At 73.5% G+C, this 18,152-nt stretch carries 14 protein-coding genes and 1 pseudogene; 6 read left to right on the top strand and 9 right to left on the bottom strand.

The genetic code is table 11. The features are described 5' to 3' along the window. Positions 1 to 336: 336 nt before the first annotated feature. Positions 337 to 3,072: an RNA helicase gene (locus ACI769_RS07705; protein ID WP_137281007.1), complete on the top strand. Its 2,736-nt coding sequence runs from the start codon at positions 337 to 339 to the stop codon at positions 3,070 to 3,072. A 36-nt stretch (positions 3,073 to 3,108) separates the two neighbouring features. Here ACI769_RS07705 and ACI769_RS07700 read toward each other — a convergent pair whose 3' ends face one another. After that, positions 3,109 to 3,534 (bottom strand): carboxymuconolactone decarboxylase family protein, encoded by a 426-nt coding sequence (locus tag ACI769_RS07700; protein WP_137281006.1) that lies wholly within the window; start codon positions 3,532 to 3,534, stop codon positions 3,109 to 3,111. Between the two features lie 89 nt (positions 3,535 to 3,623). Between ACI769_RS07700 and ACI769_RS07695 the strand changes: the two genes are divergently transcribed. From ACI769_RS07695 to ACI769_RS07675, 5 genes and pseudogenes are all read left to right on the top strand, one after another. Next, the gene (locus ACI769_RS07695) at positions 3,624 to 4,349 is read left to right on the top strand and encodes a VIT family protein (protein ID WP_031316729.1); all 726 of its coding nucleotides are present in this window, start codon (positions 3,624 to 3,626) and stop codon (positions 4,347 to 4,349) included. 25 nt (positions 4,350 to 4,374) lie between these two features. After that, on the top strand, positions 4,375 to 4,878 hold the full coding sequence (ybaK, locus tag ACI769_RS07690) for a Cys-tRNA(Pro) deacylase (RefSeq protein WP_034650359.1): 504 nt from the start codon (positions 4,375 to 4,377) through the stop codon (positions 4,876 to 4,878). 61 nt (positions 4,879 to 4,939) lie between these two features. After that, positions 4,940 to 5,824 (top strand): annotated as a pseudogene (locus ACI769_RS07685) (recombinase family protein); the annotation flags it as partial. 209 nt (positions 5,825 to 6,033) lie between these two features. Then, positions 6,034 to 6,642, top strand: a complete 609-nt coding sequence (locus ACI769_RS07680; protein WP_409141441.1) for a transposase — start codon at positions 6,034 to 6,036, stop codon at positions 6,640 to 6,642. A gap of 9 nt (positions 6,643 to 6,651) precedes the next feature. Beyond that, positions 6,652 to 7,422, top strand: a complete 771-nt coding sequence (locus ACI769_RS07675) for a YggS family pyridoxal phosphate-dependent enzyme (protein ID WP_409141440.1) — start codon at positions 6,652 to 6,654, stop codon at positions 7,420 to 7,422. Between the two features lie 81 nt (positions 7,423 to 7,503). On the opposite strand, the gene ACI769_RS07670 is transcribed toward ACI769_RS07675, so the two are convergent. The 8 genes from ACI769_RS07670 to cimA all read right to left on the bottom strand — a co-directional run bounded on the left by ACI769_RS07670 (position 7,504) and on the right by cimA (position 17,853). Further along, positions 7,504 to 8,496, bottom strand: a complete 993-nt coding sequence (locus ACI769_RS07670; protein WP_409141439.1) for an N-acetylmuramic acid 6-phosphate etherase — start codon at positions 8,494 to 8,496, stop codon at positions 7,504 to 7,506. Then, on the bottom strand, positions 8,493 to 9,791 hold the full coding sequence (locus ACI769_RS07665) for an anhydro-N-acetylmuramic acid kinase (RefSeq protein WP_409141438.1): 1,299 nt from the start codon (positions 9,789 to 9,791) through the stop codon (positions 8,493 to 8,495). The genes ACI769_RS07670 and ACI769_RS07665 overlap by 4 nt, the downstream gene beginning before the upstream one ends. Beyond that, positions 9,788 to 11,500: a glycoside hydrolase family 3 N-terminal domain-containing protein gene (locus ACI769_RS07660; RefSeq protein WP_409141437.1), complete on the bottom strand. Its 1,713-nt coding sequence runs from the start codon at positions 11,498 to 11,500 to the stop codon at positions 9,788 to 9,790. The genes ACI769_RS07665 and ACI769_RS07660 overlap by 4 nt, the downstream gene beginning before the upstream one ends. Further along, entirely contained in the window at positions 11,497 to 12,333 is an 837-nt protein-coding gene (locus tag ACI769_RS07655) for a carbohydrate ABC transporter permease (protein WP_369824859.1), read from the bottom strand. The genes ACI769_RS07660 and ACI769_RS07655 overlap by 4 nt, the downstream gene beginning before the upstream one ends. Before the next feature lie 56 nt (positions 12,334 to 12,389). Continuing rightward, positions 12,390 to 13,394, bottom strand: a complete 1,005-nt coding sequence (locus ACI769_RS07650) for a carbohydrate ABC transporter permease (protein WP_085387622.1) — start codon at positions 13,392 to 13,394, stop codon at positions 12,390 to 12,392. Positions 13,395 to 13,504: 110 nt separating this feature from the next. Continuing rightward, a complete protein-coding gene (locus ACI769_RS07645) occupies positions 13,505 to 14,812 on the bottom strand; it encodes a sugar ABC transporter substrate-binding protein (RefSeq protein WP_409141436.1) in 1,308 nt (435 codons plus the stop codon). Between the two features lie 297 nt (positions 14,813 to 15,109). Beyond that, the gene (locus ACI769_RS07640) at positions 15,110 to 16,159 is read right to left on the bottom strand and encodes a biotin/lipoate A/B protein ligase family protein (RefSeq protein WP_021481986.1); all 1,050 of its coding nucleotides are present in this window, start codon (positions 16,157 to 16,159) and stop codon (positions 15,110 to 15,112) included. A 35-nt stretch (positions 16,160 to 16,194) separates the two neighbouring features. Beyond that, a complete protein-coding gene (gene cimA, locus ACI769_RS07635; RefSeq protein ID WP_021481987.1) occupies positions 16,195 to 17,853 on the bottom strand; it encodes a citramalate synthase in 1,659 nt (552 codons plus the stop codon). Between the last annotated feature and the right edge of the window lie 299 nt (positions 17,854 to 18,152).

Here is an 18,152-nt window from a genome sequence, read left to right as displayed (position 1 = left end):
GGTGTCCTCGGGCAGGGGCCGCCGGCGGGGGCGCCGGGGCGGCAGGGTCGGTCAGGGGGTGGGATGGCGCGGGGGGCCGGGGCGGGCCCGCGCCACCCTGTCAGGGGCAGGTGACGAGCGGGTGATCTGCGGGTGACCGCACGGGGTGCTCCCTCCGTCCCACGGCGGCGTGGGCTCGGTGGTCGTCGGTGACACGGGGCCGGACGCGCGTCCCGTGCACGTCCGGGGCTACCCTCGCACACGTTGACAGCGCTATCAACCCCCTTCTCGGACCCCCGGGTCGCCCGCAGCGCCCGTCCGGCGACCCGCCTCCGCGACACCTGACAGACTCGTGCCGTGACCACCACGACCGGCCGCACCCCGGCTCTCCTCGCGCACGTGCCCGCCCCGACGGGCAAGGCCCCCGACCCGGACGCGCTCTACGAGGGGTTCACCACCTGGGCGACGGAGCAGGGTCTCGAGCTCTACCCCCACCAGAGCGAGGCGCTCATCGAGCTGGTCACCGGCTCGCACGTCATCCTCTCGACGCCCACCGGGTCGGGGAAGTCGCTCGTCGCGATGGGCGCCCAGTTCGCGGCGCTCGCCGCGCACCGCTCGGGCCGCGGCGGTCGCACGTACTACACCGCGCCGCTCAAGGCGCTCGTCAGCGAGAAGTTCTTCGCGCTCGTCGCGGCGTTCGGCTCCAAGAACGTGGGCATGACGACGGGCGACTCCGCCGTGAACCCCGACGCGCCGATCATCTGCTGCACGGCCGAGATCCTCGCGAACATCGCGCTGCGCCGCGGCGGCGAGAACGCCGGTGCGGACGACGAGGACGCGATCTCGCAGGTCGTCATGGACGAGTTCCACTTCTACGCCGACCCGCAGCGCGGCTGGGCGTGGCAGGTGCCGCTGCTCGAGCTGCCGAACACCCAGTTCCTGCTCATGTCCGCGACGCTCGGCGACACGACCCGGTTCGTCGAGGAGCTCGAGGAGCGCACCGGCCGGCCCGTCGCCGCGGTGACCACCGCGCAGCGGCCGGTCCCCCTGCACTTCAGCTACGTCGTCGAGCCGCTGACCGAGGTCATCGAGGAGCTCGTCAGCACGCGCCGCGCGCCCGTGTACGTCGTGCACTTCACGCAGAAGGATGCGGTCGAGCGCGCGCAGTCCCTGCTGTCGATGAACGTCGCGACGAAGTCCGAGAAGGAGGCCATCGCCGCCGAGCTCGGCGACTTCCGCTTCGGCACCGGGTTCGGCAAGACGCTCAGCAAGTTCCTGCGCCACGGCGTCGGCGTGCACCACGCGGGCATGCTGCCCAAGTACCGGCGCGTCGTCGAGCGCCTCACGCAGGCGGGCCTGCTCAAGGTCGTGTGCGGCACGGACACGCTCGGCGTCGGCATCAACGTGCCGATCCGCACCGTGCTGCTCACGAGCCTCGTGAAGTTCGACGGCGAGCGCATGCGCCACCTCACGGCGCGCGAGTTCCACCAGATCGCGGGGCGCGCGGGCCGCGCCGGGTACGACACCGTGGGCGAGGTGCTCGTCATGGCGCCCGAGCACGTCATCGAGAACCGCAAGATGCTCGCCAAGGCGGGCGACGACCCGAAGAAGCTCAAGAAGATCGTCCGCAAGAAGGCGCCGCAGGGTTCGGTCAACTGGACCGACGCGACGTTCGAGCGTCTGCGCGACGCCGAGCCCGAGCCGCTGACGAGCCACTTCACCGTCACGCACGCCATGGTGCTCAACGTCCTCGCGCGCACCGCGCAGCACGGTCGCGGCGGCCAGGCCGACGCGAGCGACCCGCGCCGCGACCCGGTCGAGGCCATGCGCCACCTGCTCCTCGCGAACCACGACACCGAGTCGCAGCGCCGCGAGCACGTGCGCCAGACGTTCCGCATCTACCGCTCGCTGCGCGTGGCGGGGATCGTCGAGCGCGTGCGCGTCCCCGACCCGTCGCGCCCCGCGGGCTACCGCCCGAGCGTGCGCCTCGTCGGCGACCTGCCGCGCGAGTTCGCGCTCAACCAGCCGCTGTCGCCGTTCGCGCTCGCGGCCCTGGACCTGCTCGACGTCGAGGGCGCGACCCACGCGCTCGACGTCGTCTCCGTCATCGAGGCGACGCTCGACGACCCGCGCCAGGTCCTCTATGCCCAGCAGAACGCCGCCAAGGGCGAGGCCGTCGCCGCGATGAAGGCCGAGGGGTACGAGTACGAGGAGCGCATGGCGCTGCTCGAGGAGATCACGTGGCCCAAGCCGCTCGAGGAGCTGCTCGCGCCCGCGTTCGCGATGTACAAGCGGTCCAACCCGTGGGTCGCGGACGCCGAGCTCTCCCCCAAGTCCGTGGTCCGTGACATGGTCGAGCGCGCCATGACGTTCGCGGAGTTCGTGTCCGTCTACGGGCTCGAGCGCACGGAGGGCGTGGTGCTGCGCTACCTCGCGGACGCCTATCGCGCGCTGCGCCAGGTCGTCCCCGAGGAGCACCGCACCGAGGAGGTGCAGGAGATCGTCGAGTGGCTCGGCGAGCTGGTGCGCGGCGTCGACTCGTCGCTCCTCGACGAGTGGGAGCGCCTGGCGCACCCGGTCGACGACGACGCGGACACCGAGGTGGGCGACGGCCCGCTCTCCGGGGCGGGGGCCGAGGCGCCGACCCGTCCCGTCACGGGCAACCCGCGCGCGTTCCGCCGCCTCGTGCGCAACGCGCTGTTCAAGCGCGTGGAGCTCGCCGCGCGCGAGGACTACCGCGCGCTCGGCGCGCTCGACGGCGGCGCGGGCTGGGACGCGGACGCGTGGGGCGACGCGCTCGACCCGCTCTTCGAGGACCAGGGCGACGACGCGATCGGCATCGGGCCCGGGGCCCGCTCCGCGGCGCTGTTCCGCGTCGTCGAGGCGGGCGCCGAGCTGCCCGCGGGCCACGAGGGCCCGACGGCGGAGCACGCCCCCGGCGGCGTGGTGCCCGCGGGCACGTGGCTCGTGCGGCAGGTGCTCGACGACCCGGCGGGCGACCACGACTGGGCGATCACGGCGAGCGTCGACCTCGCGGCGAGCGACGAGGCGGGCGAGCCCGTGGTGACGGTGCTCGCCGTCGGGCCGCTGTAGGCCGGGCGAGACCGGAGGGCGCGCCGGCCCCCGCCCTCACTCGACCGGCAGGAGCCCGCGCCGCCCGAAGACCTCCTTCGCGACCGCGGTCGCGTTGAGCGCGCGCGGGAAGCCGCAGTACACCGCCGACTGGAGGAGCGCCTCGACGATCTCCCGGGGCGTCAGCCCGACGTCGAGCGCGGTCCCCACGTGGATGTCGAGCTGCGCCTCGCACCCGCCGAGCGCGGCGAGCATCCCGAGCGTGACGAGCTGGCGGTCCCGCGGTTCCAGGTGCGGGCGCGCGTACATCTCGCCGTACGCCCACGCCGAGATCTGGTGCTCGAGCTCGGGCGAGACGTCGGCGAGCGCCTCGGCGATGGCGCCGGGCGCCGCCTCGTTGACCGCGCCGAACACCGCCCGCCCGTGCTCGTAGCGCTCCGCGCGCGTCGTCGGCCGGTCGTCCGTGGAGTTCCCCTGCGTCACGCGGAGCAGGGTAGAGGACGCGCGGCGGTCGCGGTCGACGGTCTCGCGCCACCGGTCGCGCTTCGGCGGCGGCACCCTACGGTGAGACCATGAGCGACACGCCCCGTACCGGTCGGCACCCCGGCGAGCCCCACCACCCGGAGAGCACGGGCTCGCGGCTCAACCGGCTCCGGGCGGGGGTGCTCGGCGCGAACGACGGCATCGTCTCGACGGCGGGCGTCGTCGTGGGCGTCGCGGCGACGAGCACGTCGATCCCCGTCATCGCGACGGCGGGCGGCGCGGCGCTGCTCGCGGGCGCACTGTCCATGGCGGCGGGCGAGTACGTCTCGGTGAGCACGCAGCGCGACACCGAGAAGGCTCTGCTGGCGACCGAGCGCCGCGAGCTCGCGGAGATGCCGGACGCGGAGCTCGACGAGCTCGCCGGCATCTACGAGGCGAAGGGCCTGACGCCCGACCTCGCACGCCAGGTCGCCGTCCAGCTCACCGAGCGCGACCCGCTCGCCGCGCACGCCGACGCCGAGCTGCACATCGACCCCGACGAGCTCACGAGCCCGTGGGAGGCCGCGGTCGCCTCGATCGTGTCGTTCACCGTCGGCGGGCTGCTGCCGCTCGCGGCGATCCTCCTCGCCCCGGCGACCATCCGCATCCCGCTCACCTTCGTCGCCGTCGTGCTCGCGCTCGTCCTCACCGGCTGGGGGTCGGCGCGCCTGGGCAACGCGCCGACGCGCCGCGCGACGGTGAGAACCGTCGTCGGCGGCGCGGTCGCGATGGGCGTGACGTACGCGATCGGCTCGCTGCTCGACGTGAACGTCTAGCTCGCCGCTGCGGCAGAATCGGGCCGTGGCCAAGAAGTCGAAGTCCTCCGCGCACGCCGGCACGCCCGCGGTCGCCCTCCTCGAGCGCGAGGGGGTCGCGCACACGCTCCACCCGTACGAGCACGACCCGTCGAGCGAGCTGTCCTTCGGGCTCGAGGCGGCCGCGGCCATCGGGGTGCCCGCGGAGCAGGTGTTCAAGACGCTGCTCGCCGTGGTCGACGGCGGCCCGCTCGTGGTGGGGATCGTGCCGGTCGACCGACAGCTCGACCTGAAGGCGCTCGCCAAGGCCGCAGGCGGCAAGAAGGCGAGCATGGCCGAGCCTGCCGCCGCCGAGCGCGCGACGGGCTACGTCGTCGGCGGGATCTCGCCGCTGGGCCAGAAGCAGCCCCACCGCACGTTCCTCGACGACAGCGCGCTCGCGTTCGACGCCGTCTACGTCTCGGGCGGGCGCCGCGGGCTCGACCTGGGCCTGGCGCCCGCGGACCTGCTGCGCCTCACCGCGGGCACGGCCGCCCCGATCGCGAGGTAGTACAGCACTCCTGCGGCTCACCGCGCGTGTCGGGGGCGATGGCTACTCTCCCGACCAACACATGTGCCGATGGTCGGCCGTTCAGGAGCAGCAGGGGTGCACCGTGGAGTCTTCATCCAACGTGTCAGCGGGCTCGCGCGCGGTCGGGTATCAACGAGTCAGTCAGAGGCGTCAGGCAGCTCGCTTCGGCCTCGTTCGCCAGGAGAACGCAGTCCGTGCCTACGCGGACGACAGTTCCTGGCGCTACCTTCGATCCTTCGTCGACCTCGGTGTCTCACGACTCTCCGCGCCCTCCCGACGGCCTGGGTTCTCGGCGCTCGTGACCGCTGCCGAGCGACACGACTTCGAGGTCGTGGTGATCGACAGCATCGACCGGCTCGGTTCAGGACGAGACATCTGGGACACCGTGGACGCGTTGGCCGCCGCTGGGGTCGCGCTCGCCGTGTCGTCGCTGAGGGTCGACGATCTGTGCCGGTTGGGGCGCGCGGTGGTGGAGGTCCTCGCTGCACGCGCTGCTGCCGAGGTGGATGACATCCGCCGTCGGACGCAAGGTGGACTTCAGGCAAAGGCGCAATCGACCGGCGCCCCTCACATCGGCGGAAGACCGCCTTTCGGGTACCGCGTCGCCAGAGACCAGCTCTCGTCACCGCACCTCGAGATCGACCAGTCGGAGGCTCGGACGATCACCGAGACGGTCGACCTCGTTCTCCGCGACGGCGTGTCGTTCGCCGCGGCGGCAGCCAGGCTCAACATCGAGGGTCGACCAACCCGTTCGGGACGCCCCTGGACCGAGGGCAACCTGCGGAGCAGGGTCCTCTCCACCGCGACCATCGACGCCGTCATCCACTTCCGGGGGCGGCATGCTCTCCGTGGACGGGACGGCGAGCCGCTCTGGGGCGAGAGCGTCAGGATCTCTCTACCGAGAATCGTCAGCGAGAGCGACGCGGACGCGCTCGTAGCACGCTTTCGTCGAACAACCCCGTCGCGAAGGCGCTCGGCGTACCCACTCTCCGGGAGGATGACCTCTCCGTGCGGCAGGACGTACACGGGCGCCGACTCGAGCACACTCTCCTGGGGCTACCGTGGATATCGCTGCAGGGGCGCTACCAGGCCGACGTTCCTCCGTGCGCATGCGCGTCACTCGATGCCGACCTCGTGGAAGACCACGTCTGGCTCTCAGTCTGCGACATGGTGGAAGCTCGTGGTGCCGACGACCTTGTTGAGCACGTGTCGAGTCTTGCAGCTGACGACGGGACGCTCGGGTCCTTGCGCGCGGTCAAGCGGCCCGAGCTCCGCCACGTCGCGTTGAACGTACTGGACGCCACCGTGGCGGTCCTCGAGGACCGCGAAGCCCGTCGCGGAGGAGCCCCGTGTGCCGCCGAGGTGTGGCACAGAGAGCACGGAATCGGCGTATTGCCCCGGGATCTGTCGGATGAGGAGTGGGGGGCCATCGCTCCTCTGTTCTCCCGAGGGCGAGGAGACCGCGCCCGCAGGAGCGTTGACGCGATCTTTGCCAAGGTCCGCACGGGCGCCTCCTGGCCGACGCTGCGCGCCGCCTACGGCTCGACGAGCACCGCGTCCCACCACTTCGCCGACTGGACGCGGGACGGGACATGGGAGAACGTCTGCCATGCACTCGGCGGAGCGCTGTGTGCGGACGTAGCGGCCTCTCGACAGCTACCCATACTCACCATCTCTCTCGGCGCGTGGAGGGAGGAGGGCTCGATCCAGTCGCTTGGCGATGCACGAGGAGTGACTACCTAGACTGGCCGCATGCCCCTCCCCGAGCCGTCGTCCGTGCTGCCCGCGCAGATCGCGCAGAACCTCGCCCGGGTGCGGACCCGGGTGGACGACGCCGCGCGCGCGGCCGGGCGTGCGGCGTCGGACGTGCGGCTGCTCGTGGCGACGAAGACCCAGCCCGCCGACGCCGTGCGCGCGGTCGTGGAGGCCGGTGCGGACCTGATCGGCGAGAACCGCGTGCAGGAGCTCGTCGCGAAGGCGACTGACCTCGCCGACCTCGTGGCGGCGGGGCGGGTCGAGGTCCACATGATCGGCCACCTCCAGCGCAACAAGGTCAACCAGGTCCTCGGCACCGCGACCGGGGTCGAGAGCGTGGACTCGCTCGCGCTCGCCGAGGCGCTCGCGGCGCGCTGCGCGCGCGACGGCCGCGCGCTCGACGTCCTGGTGCAGGTCAACGTCTCGGGCGAGGAGTCGAAGTCGGGCGTGCGGCCCGACGACGCGCCCGCCCTCGCGACGGCGGTCGCCGCGCTCGACGGGCTGCGGCTCGCAGGCTTCATGACGATCGGTGCGAACTCGCCCGACGAGGCCGTGGTGCGCGCGGGCTTCGCGCGCCTGCGCGCGGTGCGCGACGCCGTCGTGGGGTCGGGCGCGCCCGGGACCGCGGACGCCCGCGCGCTGTCCATGGGCATGAGCGGCGACCTGGAGCTCGCGGTCGCCGAGGGCGCGACGATCGTCCGCGTCGGCACCGCCGTCTTCGGCCCCCGCCCCACCCCGCCGAGGGAGAGCCCCGGCACGCCGAGGTAGAGGCCAGGTAGACCGAGGTAGAGGCCTGGTCGCGACCACGGCTCTACCTCGCGGTACCCGGCCTCTCCCTCGGCAGGGTGGTCATCGCGCGGGGAGTGCGCCCAGCCGGGCGAGCGCGCCGCGGACGCCGGCCACGCCGTCGCCGGCCAGCGACTCGCGCGCGGCGTCGGCCTCGACGCCCGCGAGGAGCATCACGAGCGCGACGTGCACCTCGCCGTCGGCCGCGCGCAGCACGTCCTCGCACTCCGCCGAGCCCAGCCCGGTCGCCTGCACGAGCATCCGGACGATGCGTGCGCGCAGCTTCTGGTTGGTCGGGCGCACGTCGATCATGAGGTTCGAGTACGTCTTGCCGAGGCGGATCATCGTCGCGGTCGAGAACGTGTTGAGCACGAGCTTCTGGGCCGTCGCCGCCTTCATGCGCGTGGAGCCCGTGACGACCTCGGGGCCCGTGTCGACGAGGATCGCGACGTCCACCCCGGCCGCGAGCGGCGCGTCGGGGTTGGCCGAGACGAGCACCGTGCGCGCCCCGCGCTCGCGCGCGACGTCGAGCGCCCCGCGCACGTACGGGGTGCGGCCGCTCGCCGCGAGCCCGACGACGACGTCGCGCGGCCCGACCGCGTCGACGTCGGCGCGCCCGAGCGCCACGTCGTCCTCCGCCCCCTCGACGGCCAGCATCATCGCGCCCACGCCGCCCGCGAGGTGCGCGACGAACCACTCCTCGCCCACGCCGTACGTCGGCAGGAGCTCGACGGCGTCGAGCACGCCGAGGCGCCCCGACGTGCCCGACCCCACGTAGTGCACGCGGCCGCCAGAGCGCAGCGCCTCCACGGCGAGGTCGACGGCCTGCGCGATGCGACCGCGCTGGGCCCGCACCGCGTCCGCGATGACGGCGTCCTCCTCGGTGATGAGCCGGACGACGTCCGCCGTGGGGAGCAGGTCGACGTCGGTCGTGCGCGGGTTGCGCTCCTCGGTCGGCGAGGCGAGGCGCACCAGCTCCTGCCACTCGTCGGGGCTCGAGGTGGTGCTCGCAGCCCCGCTCGGAGTGCCGCTCGTGGCGACGGTCGGGTCGGTCATCGGGAGGTTCCCTTCGTCGGGTCCGGCAGCGGACCCTGGGTGCGCGGGCCCGGGTGCAGGCCGTGCGGGGTGTTGGCGAGCGCCAGACGGCGCACCGGGCCGCTCGCGGCGGGCCACGGCAGCGGCGTGGGCGGGGTGAGCGAGCCGAGGACGACCGCGCGGCGGGCGCCCGTCGCCCGACGGCGGTGCTCGCCGGCGGCGGTGCCCGGCAGTCCGTGGGCCGACAGGAAGCCGAGGAGCGCGAAGAGGTACGCCTCCTTCGCGTCGACCGGCAGGCCGAGCGCCTCGGACGTCACGACCTCGCACGCGTGCGGCACGCGCTCGGCGAGCGCCGCGCGCAGCCGGTCGAGGAGCACGGGGTTGCGTGCTCCCCCGCCGGACGCGACGACGCGGCGCACGTCGCGGCCCGCGAGCGCGTCGGCGACACTGACCGCGGTGAGCTCGGTGAGCGTCGCGACGAGGTCGGGGCCGGTGAGCCCCGGGCGCACGGACGCGAGCCGGCGGGCCGTGTACGTCGTGTCGAAGAGCTCGCGGCCCGTCGACTTCGGCGTGGGGGCGGCGAAGTACGGGTCGTCGAGCAGGGCGGCGAGCGCCACCGGGTCGACCGTGCCCTGCGCGGCGAGCTCGCCGTCCTTGTCGTACGCGAGACGGCCGTCGGTGAGCGCCGCGACCGCGACGTCGAGCAGGCAGTTGCCCGGGCCCGTGTCCCAGCCGGTGACCGGGTCGTCGACGCGCCCCACGAGGGACACGTTCGCGATCCCGCCGATGTTGAGCGCCGCGGTGAGCCCGGCGTCCGTGTCGTCGGCGCCCGCGTCCTCGCGCCCGAGCCAGAGCGCGTCGAGCACGCTGACGAGCGGCGCGCCGTGGCCGCCGGCCGCGACGTCGGCCACGCGGAAGTCGCTGATGACCGGGCGCTTGACGTGCTCGGCGACCCACGCGGCGTTGCCGAGCTGGAGCGTGCCGCGGGCCCGCGCCCCGACGACCCAGTGGTAGATCGTCTGGCCGTGGGACGCGACGAGGTCGACGTCACCGCCGGCGACGTCGTCGATCGCGCGCCGACCGGCGCGGCCGAGCTCCTGCCCGATGAGGGTGTCGAGCTGGGCCACCTCGGCCACGTCGACGGCGGCGGGCGGCAACGCCTTGAGGATGCGCTCGCGCAGGGCGCGCGGCCACGCGTACTCCGTGTGGCCGAGGGGCCGCATGCGCAGCACGCCGTCGTCGCCGAGCGTGAGGTCGGCCGCGGCCGCGTCGATCGCGTCGACCGACGTGCCGGAGGACAGTCCGAGGACGATCATCGCTCTCCCTCCCCCGCCGCGCCGACGGTCAGGTCGGCGCCACGCGTCTCCGGGTCCGGGCTCGTGCGCGGGCCCGCGGCCCCCTGCAGGAGCGCGACGGCGGCGCGCGCGTTGGCGCGCCCCGTCCCGCACGCGACCACGACCGTGCGGTCCGCGCCGAACCACGCGCCGACGGCACCGGGGAACCCGGTGTGCACGACGGCGGCGTCGGGCCGCGCGGCGAGCAGCTCCGTGAGCCGTGCGTGCTCGCCCGAGCCGGGCACCGGCTCGCGCGTGAGGACGACGAGCGGGCGGTCGGCCGCGCGCACGGCGTCGAGCGTGCGCGCCCACGCCTCGGCGTCGGCCGGGCGCAGGTGCCGCACGTCGGGGCCGAACGCGTCGTCGAGCGCGCGCTGGACGTGCTGCGCGGTGCGACCCGCGGCGTGGTCGAACCGCAGGCGCAGGTCGACGACGTCGGGCGCCGCAGTCACGGGCGCGTGCTGCGGTGCGGGGCCGGCGAACCGGACGGCGCGCGCCGCGACGCGGGCGCCCACCTGGTCGAGGACGTCGAGCGCCGCGCGCGCGGACTCCGGCGAGGGGACGACCCCGCTCGCGGCCTGGCGCGCGCGCACCGCGGCGAGGGTGCGCGCCGTGCGCGCGGCGGACACGTGCAGGCGCTCGACCGTGACCCGGCCGGACGCGACGGCGTCCACGAGCGCGCGCTGCGCCTGGCGGAACAGGACCTCGTCGTCGCGACCGACGGTCGTGCCCAGGCACAGCAGGTCGGCGCCGGCCTCCACCGCGCGGACCGCGACCTCGCCGATGCCGTGCGGCGCGGCGTCGTCGGCACGGGACGAGGAGCCCGCGTCGTCCGCCGCGAACGTCGCGACAGCGCCCATGTCGAGCGCGTCGGTGACGATCGGGCTGTCGAACCCGAGCTCGCGCACGAGCGCGCCGACGGCGGGCTCGAGCGTCGCGGGCAGCGCGCCGAGCGCGGGGACGACGACGTGCGCCGTCATCACGGCGTCGAGCAGCACGTCGCCGGCCTCGTCGTCCGGGGCCATGGTCGCGACGAACGGGGGCAGGTCGCGCGCGCGGAGCTCGTCGAGGCTCGCGTCCACGACCGGGAGGGCGAGGTGCGAGTCGACGTTTGTCGCGCCGTGCCCTGGGAAGTGCTTGCCGCACGCACCCGCGCCGCCCGCGTGCAGTCCGCGGACGAACGCCGCGCCGTGGCGGGCGACGAGCGCGGGGTCCGCGCCGAACGAGCGCACGCCGATCACGGGGTTGTCGGGGTCGGAGTTCACGTCGAGGTCGGGCGCGAGGTCGAGGTCGACACCGGTCGCGGTGAGCAGACGACCGAGCGCGGCGCCGACCTCCTCGGTGACCGCGACGTCGTCGACCAGCCCGAGGGCCGCGTTGCCGGGCAGGCTCGAGCCGGTCGCGGCCTCGAGCCGGGACACGTCCCCGCCCTCCTCGTCGACCGCGACGAGCAGGTCGGGCGACGCGCCGCGCAGGCGCGCGGTGAGCCGCGCGGTGGTCGCGACGTCGGGCGTGTTGTGCCCGAACAGCACGACCCCGGCCAGGCCGTCGCGCGCCGCGTCGACGAGCCACGCCGGCAGGTCGTCCGTGCCGGTGAACCCGGGCAGGAGCACGCCGTTCACGGCGCGCACCACGTCGGCCGCGCGCTGCGCCCCGGTCGGGGCCGCGGCCGGAGGCGTCGCGCCGCTCATCCCTTCACCGACCCGGCGGTGAGGCCCGAGGACAGGTTGCGCTGCACGAGGACGAAGAACACGAGCACGGGCAGCGTGATGATCGTCGACGCGGCCATGACGGCGCCCCAGTCGGTCGTGTTCTCGCCGAAGAACTTCTGCAGCCCGATCGGCACGGTGTACTTGCTCGACTGCTGGAGGAACGTCAGCGCGAAGATGAACTCGTTCCACGCGGTGATGAAGGAGAAGACGCTCGTCGCGACGACCCCGGGCGCGACGAGCGGCACCAGGACCTTCCAGAACATGCGCCCCCACGACGCGCCGTCGAGGAACGCCGCCTCCTCGAGCTCGACCGGGACCGCGGCGACGAAGCCGCGCAGCGTCCAGATCGCGAAGGGCAGCGCGAACGCGAGGTACACGACCGCCAGGCCCAGGAGCGAGTTGAGCATGTTGAGGTTGCGCATCTGGATGAACAGCGGGATGACGAGCGCCTCGAGCGGCACCATCTGCACCATGAGGATGAGCACGAGCATCGACTTGCGGAACCGGAAGCGGAACCGGCTCACCGCGACGGCGGCGAGCAGCGCCACGACCGACGACGCGAGCACCGTGCCGAGCGCGACGAGCACCGAGTTGCGCAGGTAGTGGCCGAACCCGCCGTCGTCGATCACGGTGACGAAGTTGTCCCACGTGACGCCGGCGGGCAGGAGCCGGGCGCCGCGCGTCGCGGCCTCCGGGTCGATCGCCGAGGAGAACATCCAGTAGGCGGGGAAGAGCGAGAAGGCGAGGAGGGCGACGATCCCCACCGTCTTGGCCGCCGCGACGCCGGGACGACGGCGGCGGGCGCGCAGCACCTGCTCGGTGCGGGCGCCGGGCCCGGGGGTGGCACGGGTGTCGACGACGGCGGCGCTCACAGCTCCTCCTCCTTGAACAGGGTGCGCATGTACACGAGCGTGATGCCGAGCAGGATGAGCGTGAGCAGGACCGCGATCGCCGCGCCCATGCCGTACTTGCCCTGCGCGAACGACTGGATGTACGACCACACGCCGAGGTTGAAGACGTCCTTGTTCCCGCCGTTGCCGCCGGGCATGAGGTAGATCTGCGTGAAGACCTTGAAGTCCCAGATGGTCGACAGGATCGTCACGACCGCGAACACGGGGCGCAGGATGGGCGCGGTGATGGCCCAGAACCGGCGCCACGCCGTCGCGCCGTCGACCTTGGCTGCCTCGTGCAGCTCGTGCGGGATCGTCATGAGCCCCGCGAGCACGGTGATCGCGACGAACGGGAACCCGTGGTGCACCACGTTGAGCGTCGCGATCGCGTAGAACGACAGGCGCTCCGTGAACCAGTTGACCGTGCCGGGTTCGATCGCACCCACGCCCTCGAGCACCGAGGCGACGAGGCCGTTCAGCGGGTCGAAGATCCACACCCACACGTACGTGCCCGTGATCGCGGGGACCGCCCAGGCGACCATGATCGCCGTCGCGCCGACGCCCCGCCAGAACCCGCCGAGCGTGTTGAGGAACAGCGCGACCGCCGTCCCGAGCGCGACCGTGAGCACGACGCACGCGAGCGCGAACAGCACGGTGTTGGGCAGGACCGTGGTCCACAGGTAGCTGTCGCCGAGCAGGTCGGCGTAGTTCTGGAGCCCGATCCAGTTCGACTCGCCGCTCGCGATCTGCCGCAGGCCGTAGTCCTGCAGCGAGAGCAGCACGACGCGCACGAGCGGCCACAGGAGCAGGACGCCGAGGACGACGAGTCCCGGGGCCAGCAGCAGCCAGGGGCGCAGCGGGGAACGGTGGCCGAGGCCCGTGCGGCGCCGTCGTGCGGCGGTCGGCACGGTGCTCGACGGCGGCCGGTCGGCCGGGGCGGCCGGGGCCGGCGAGGCGCCGGGCGCGGCTCGAAGGTCTGCCATGGGAGAGGTCCTGTCGCGGGGTGCGGGGCGTGGTGCGGGCGCCGGCGGTCGGGTGCCGGCGGAGGCGGCGTCCGGCCGCGGGCGGGCTGCCCGCGGCCGGACGCGTCAGGTCAGGAGCCGAACGTCTCGTCCATGTCGGCGGCCGCGGTGTCGGCGGCCTCCTGGACGGTCGCGCTGCCCGACAGGACGGACTGGAGCATCGTCTCCAGCGTCTTCTTGCCCTGGATCTGGCCGTAGAGCGGCGTGACCGGGACCGAGCGGCCGGCCTCGACCATCTGCTGGGCGAACGGCGCGACGATCGGGTCGTCCTCCTCGATGACCTTCTCGAGGAGCGACGTCTGGCCCGGGAAGTAGCCGGACTGCTCGCCCCACGCCTGCGCGAACTCGCCGGTCGTCATCATCTCGACGAACTTCCACGCGAGGTCCTGCTTCTCGCTGGCCTCGAAGACGCCGAGGTGCGAGCCGCCGAGGAACGAGTCGGACAGGCCCTCGGTCTGGCCGGGGATCGGGAAGGCGCCGATCTTGCCCTCCATGTCCGGGACGTCGGCGAGGATCTTGCCCGGCGTCCAGCTGCCGGAGATCATCATGCCGACCTGGCCCTGCTCGAACGCGGCGAGGAGGTCCGTCTCCTTCCACGTCGTCGCGGCGGCGGTCGAGAAGCCGTGCTCGGTCGCGAGGCCGGTGTAGAACTCGAGGCCCTCGACCGACTCCGGCGAGCTGATCTCCGACGTCCAGGTGTCGCCGTCCTTCACCGCGAGGTCACCGCCCGCGCCCCAGACGAACGGCATGGCGCCGTACTGGCTGTCGCCCGCGACGGGGAACGGGATGATCTCCGGGTTCGCCGCCTTGAGCGCGTCCGCCGCGGCGACGAGCTCGTCCCACGACGTCGGGGTCTCGATGCCCGCGGCCTCGAAGAGGTCGGCGCGGTAGACGACCGAGCGCACGCCCGCGTACCACGGCATGCCGTAGACGCCGCCGTCGAGGGTCGCGGACTCGACGAGCCCGGGGACGAGGTCGTCCTCGAGGCCGGCGTCCGCGATGCGGTCGGAGAGGTCGGCGAGCGCGCCGACGTCCGCGAACTCGCCCGTCCAGGTGGTGCCCACCTCGGCGACGTCCGGCGTCGTGCCGCCGGCGATGGCGGTCGTGAACTTGTCGTGGGCGCTGGCCCACGGCTGGAACTCGATCTGGAGGTCGGCGCCGGTCTCGTCCTTGAACGCGGTCGTCACCTCGTCGAAGAACGCGTCCGCGTCGGGGTTGGTGCCCTCCATGATCCAGACGGTGAGGGTCTCGCCCGAGAAGTCGGTCGCGTCGTCGCCACCGGTCCTCTCGGAGCCGGACCCGCCGCCGGAGCTGCACGCGGCCAGGCCGAGCGCGAGGACGAGGGTGCCCGTGACGGCCACCGTGCTGCGTCGCTGCATGCCGTGACACTTCCTTTCTGGTCGGCCGTCGGGGGAACGGCCGGGTCGTGTGTCCTGACGGTCCCGCGCGGCCGGTCGGCTCCCGCGGTGTGAAACTTACTTCCATCAGTGGACGTATGTGTGGAGATTACTGCCACGCGTGCGCGAACGGAAGCCACGGCGGCAGATGTTGCACGTTCTTAACAATCGCCGGGCGTCGCCCGGCTCTGGCGACCGCTCAGGCCGCGGGGCCCTGCCCGCGGGCGGGCGTCACACTCCCGCGCCGGCCGCGCACGTCCCCGCGCAGCACCCCGCGCGTCACGGGACGCGCGCGGTCCACTCCGGCGTGGAGAACTTCGTCCGCGCGAGCTCCTGCGCGCGCTCGCGCTCCTCGGGGGTGACCGCACCCTCGACCGTGCGGTACCGCGAGCGGAAGTGGTCCTTGAACGCCTCGATGACGTCCTCGCGCGCCATGCCCGTCTGCGAGCGCACCGGGTCGACGCGCTTGTTGGCGCTCGTGGTGCCCTTGTCCGAGAGCTTCTCGCGCCCGATGCGCAGCACCTCGGTCATCTTGTCGGCGTCGATGTCGTACGCCATGGTCACGTGGTGGAGCACCGCACCCCCGCGCAGGCGCTTCTGCGCCGCGCCCGCGATCTTGCCGGCCGGCGACGCGATGTCGTTGAGCGGCTTGTACGTCGCCTCCACGCCCAGGTCGGCGAGGGCGCCCAGCACCCAGTCGTCGAGGAACGCGTACGAGCGCTCGAAGCTGAGCCCCTCGACGAGCGACCCCGGCACGTACAGCGAGTAGGTGATGGTGTTCCCGGGCTCGACGAACATCGCACCCCCGCCCGAGATCCGCCGCACGACCGTCACCCCGTGCCTCTCCGCGCCCTCCGGGTCGACCTCGTTGCGCAGCGACTGGAACGAGCCGATGATCACCGCGGGCGACGCCCACTCCCAGATCCGCAGCGTGGGGCCGCGACGGCCCTCGTCGAGCTCCTCCGTGAGCACCTGGTCGAGCGCGAGGTGCATCGCCGGCTCCTCGGGCCCCTCGTGCACGATCTCGAACGTGTGGTCGCCCCACCCCGTCGCCCGGCCGAGCGCCCGGCGCACCGCGATCGCGACCGCCTCGGGCGAGAACCCGACCATCGTCACGTCGGGGCCGAGCGCGGCCTGCACGGCGCTCGCGAGCTGCGCGACCGTCGCCGTCTCCGGCATCCCCGTCAGGGCGCCGTCGATGTCCTCGAGCGCGCCGTCCGGCTCGAGGAAGAAGTCGCCGCTGACCGCGACCCGGGCGAGCCGCCCGGCCTCCACCTCGACGTCGACCGCCACGAGCTTGCCACCGGGGACCTTGTACTCACCACGCACGCGTCCACCCTAAGCCCGACGCGCGCACCTCCGGCTCAGCGCGGCTCGACGCCCGCGTGGACCAACCCGTAGATCGCCGAGTCGGTGAGCGCCTCCCAGGCCGCCTCGATGAGGTTGGGCCCGACGCCGACCGTCGACCACGACGTCGAGCCGTCGGTCGTCTCGATTAGCACGCGCGTGATGGCGTCCGTGCCCTGCTCGGTGTCGAGGATGCGCACCTTGAAGTCGATGAGCTCGAACACCTCGATCTCCGGGTAGACGCGCCCGAGCGCGAGCCGCAGCGCGTGGTCGAGCGCGTTGACGGGGCCGTTGCCCTCGCCCGTGGAGACGATGCGCTCGCCCCCGGCGTGCAGCTTGACGGTCGCCTCCGCCGTCGCCTCGGTGCCGCGCGACCCGGCGCGCTCGACGATCGTGCGCCAGCTCTCGACCCGGAAGTACGGCGGGCGCTCCCCCGCGATCTCCTCGCGCAGCAGCAGCTCGAACGACGCGTCGGCGGCCTCGTACGTGTAGCCGCGCGCCTCGTCGTCCTTGACCCGGTTCGTCACGCGGGTGAGGAGGTCGCCCTGGCCCGACAGGTCGAACCCGAGCTCGCGCCCCTTGAGCTCGATCGACGCCCGGCCCGCCATGTCGGAGACGAGCATGCGGATGTCGTTGCCCACCGCCGTCGGGTCGATGTGCTGGTACAGGTCCGGGTCGACCTTGATGGCGCTCGCGTGCAGGCCCGCCTTGTGCGCGAAGGCGCTCGCCCCGACGTACGGCTGGCGCGCGTACGGGGAGATGTTCGTGATCTCGCTGATCGCGTGCGAGATGCGCGTCGCCTCCTCCAGGCCCTCGCCCGTGAGCGTGCGCACCCCGTGCTTGAGCTCGAGGTTCGCCACGACCGTGAGCAGGTCGACGTTGCCCGTGCGCTCCCCGTACCCGTTCACCGTGCCCTGCACGTGCGCGGCGCCCGCCTCGACGGCGGCGAGCGTGTTCGCGACGGCGCAGCCCGAGTCGTTGTGCGCGTGCATCCCGAGCAGCGCGTCCCCCGGCAGCGCGTCGCGCCCGTGCGGGAGCCCGACGGCGTCGCGCAGCTCCGCGACGGTCTCGGCGACCCACGTGGGCAGCATGCCGCCGTTCGTGTCGCACAGCGCGACGACCTCGGCGCCCGCCTCGAACGCGGCCTGCACGGCCGCGCGCGTGAACGCGGCGTCGTACCGGTAGCCGTCGAAGAAGTGCTCGGCGTCGACGACGACCCGGCGCCCCTCGCCCACGAGGAACGACACCGTGTCGGTGATCATCGCGAGACCCTCGTCGGGCGTCGTGCGCAGCGCGCGCTCGACGTGCCGGACGTCGGACTTCGCGACCAGCGTGACCACCGGCGCCTCGGAGTCGACGAGCGCGCGCACCTGCGGGTCGTCCCAGGCCCGCAGCCCGGCCTTGCGCGTCGCGCCGAACGCCGCGAGCACCGCCCGGCGCAGGTCGAGCTCCTTGGCCGCGCGGCGGAAGAACTCGGTGTCCTTGGGCACGGCGCCCGGCCAGCCGCCCTCGATGAAACCGACGCCGAGCTCGTCGAGCAGCGGGGCGATGGCGAGCTTGTCGGCGACGGAGAGGTTCATGCCCTCCTGCTGCGCGCCGTCGCGCAGGGTCGTGTCGTAGACGTGGAAGACCCGGGGCTCGTGGGGGCCGGTCACGGGGGTCGTCGCCGAGGTCATGGTGCCTCTTCCTGCCGTTCGTCGTGTCGCGGGCGTCGCTGCGCCCGCCCCTGCGGTGCGTCTCCCGACGCCGGGCGGGGCCCTCGTGAGGCGGTGGGCCCGGCGTCCGTGCCGCCGGGCGGAGGTGGTGCCCAGCAACAAAAAAACCCCCCGAGGGTGCGGGAGGTCTGCGCGTCCGGTGGGTGCTACCGGGCGCGCTACTCGATAATGAGCTGGGAGACGAGGTGTGTCACAGGGCACATGGTGCCACAGGTTCCGCCAGGATGGACCAGAGCGTCCATCCACTGAGCCGCCCGCCG

The sequence above is a fragment of the Cellulosimicrobium sp. RS genome (assembly GCF_046159675.1).
In the GTDB taxonomy this organism is placed as follows: domain Bacteria; phylum Actinomycetota; class Actinomycetes; order Actinomycetales; family Cellulomonadaceae; genus Cellulosimicrobium; species Cellulosimicrobium funkei.
This window is presented reverse-complemented; position numbering and strand designations above follow the sequence as displayed.

Excerpts from the sequence above, each read along its gene's own strand:
- ACI769_RS07675 (WP_409141440.1), top strand. The coding sequence starts at position 6,652 with ATGCCCCTCCCCGAGCCGTCGTCCGTGCTGCCCGCGCAGATCGCGCAG.
- ACI769_RS07645 (WP_409141436.1), bottom strand. The coding sequence starts at position 14,812 with ATGCAGCGACGCAGCACGGTGGCCGTCACGGGCACCCTCGTCCTCGCG.
- ACI769_RS07695 (WP_031316729.1), top strand. The coding sequence starts at position 3,624 with ATGAGCGACACGCCCCGTACCGGTCGGCACCCCGGCGAGCCCCACCAC.
- ACI769_RS07660 (WP_409141437.1), bottom strand. The coding sequence starts at position 11,500 with ATGAGCGGCGCGACGCCTCCGGCCGCGGCCCCGACCGGGGCGCAGCGC.
- ACI769_RS07665 (WP_409141438.1), bottom strand. The coding sequence starts at position 9,791 with ATGATCGTCCTCGGACTGTCCTCCGGCACGTCGGTCGACGCGATCGAC.
- ACI769_RS07670 (WP_409141439.1), bottom strand. The coding sequence starts at position 8,496 with ATGACCGACCCGACCGTCGCCACGAGCGGCACTCCGAGCGGGGCTGCG.
- ACI769_RS07650 (WP_085387622.1), bottom strand. The coding sequence starts at position 13,394 with ATGGCAGACCTTCGAGCCGCGCCCGGCGCCTCGCCGGCCCCGGCCGCC.
- cimA (WP_021481987.1), bottom strand. The coding sequence starts at position 17,853 with ATGACCTCGGCGACGACCCCCGTGACCGGCCCCCACGAGCCCCGGGTC.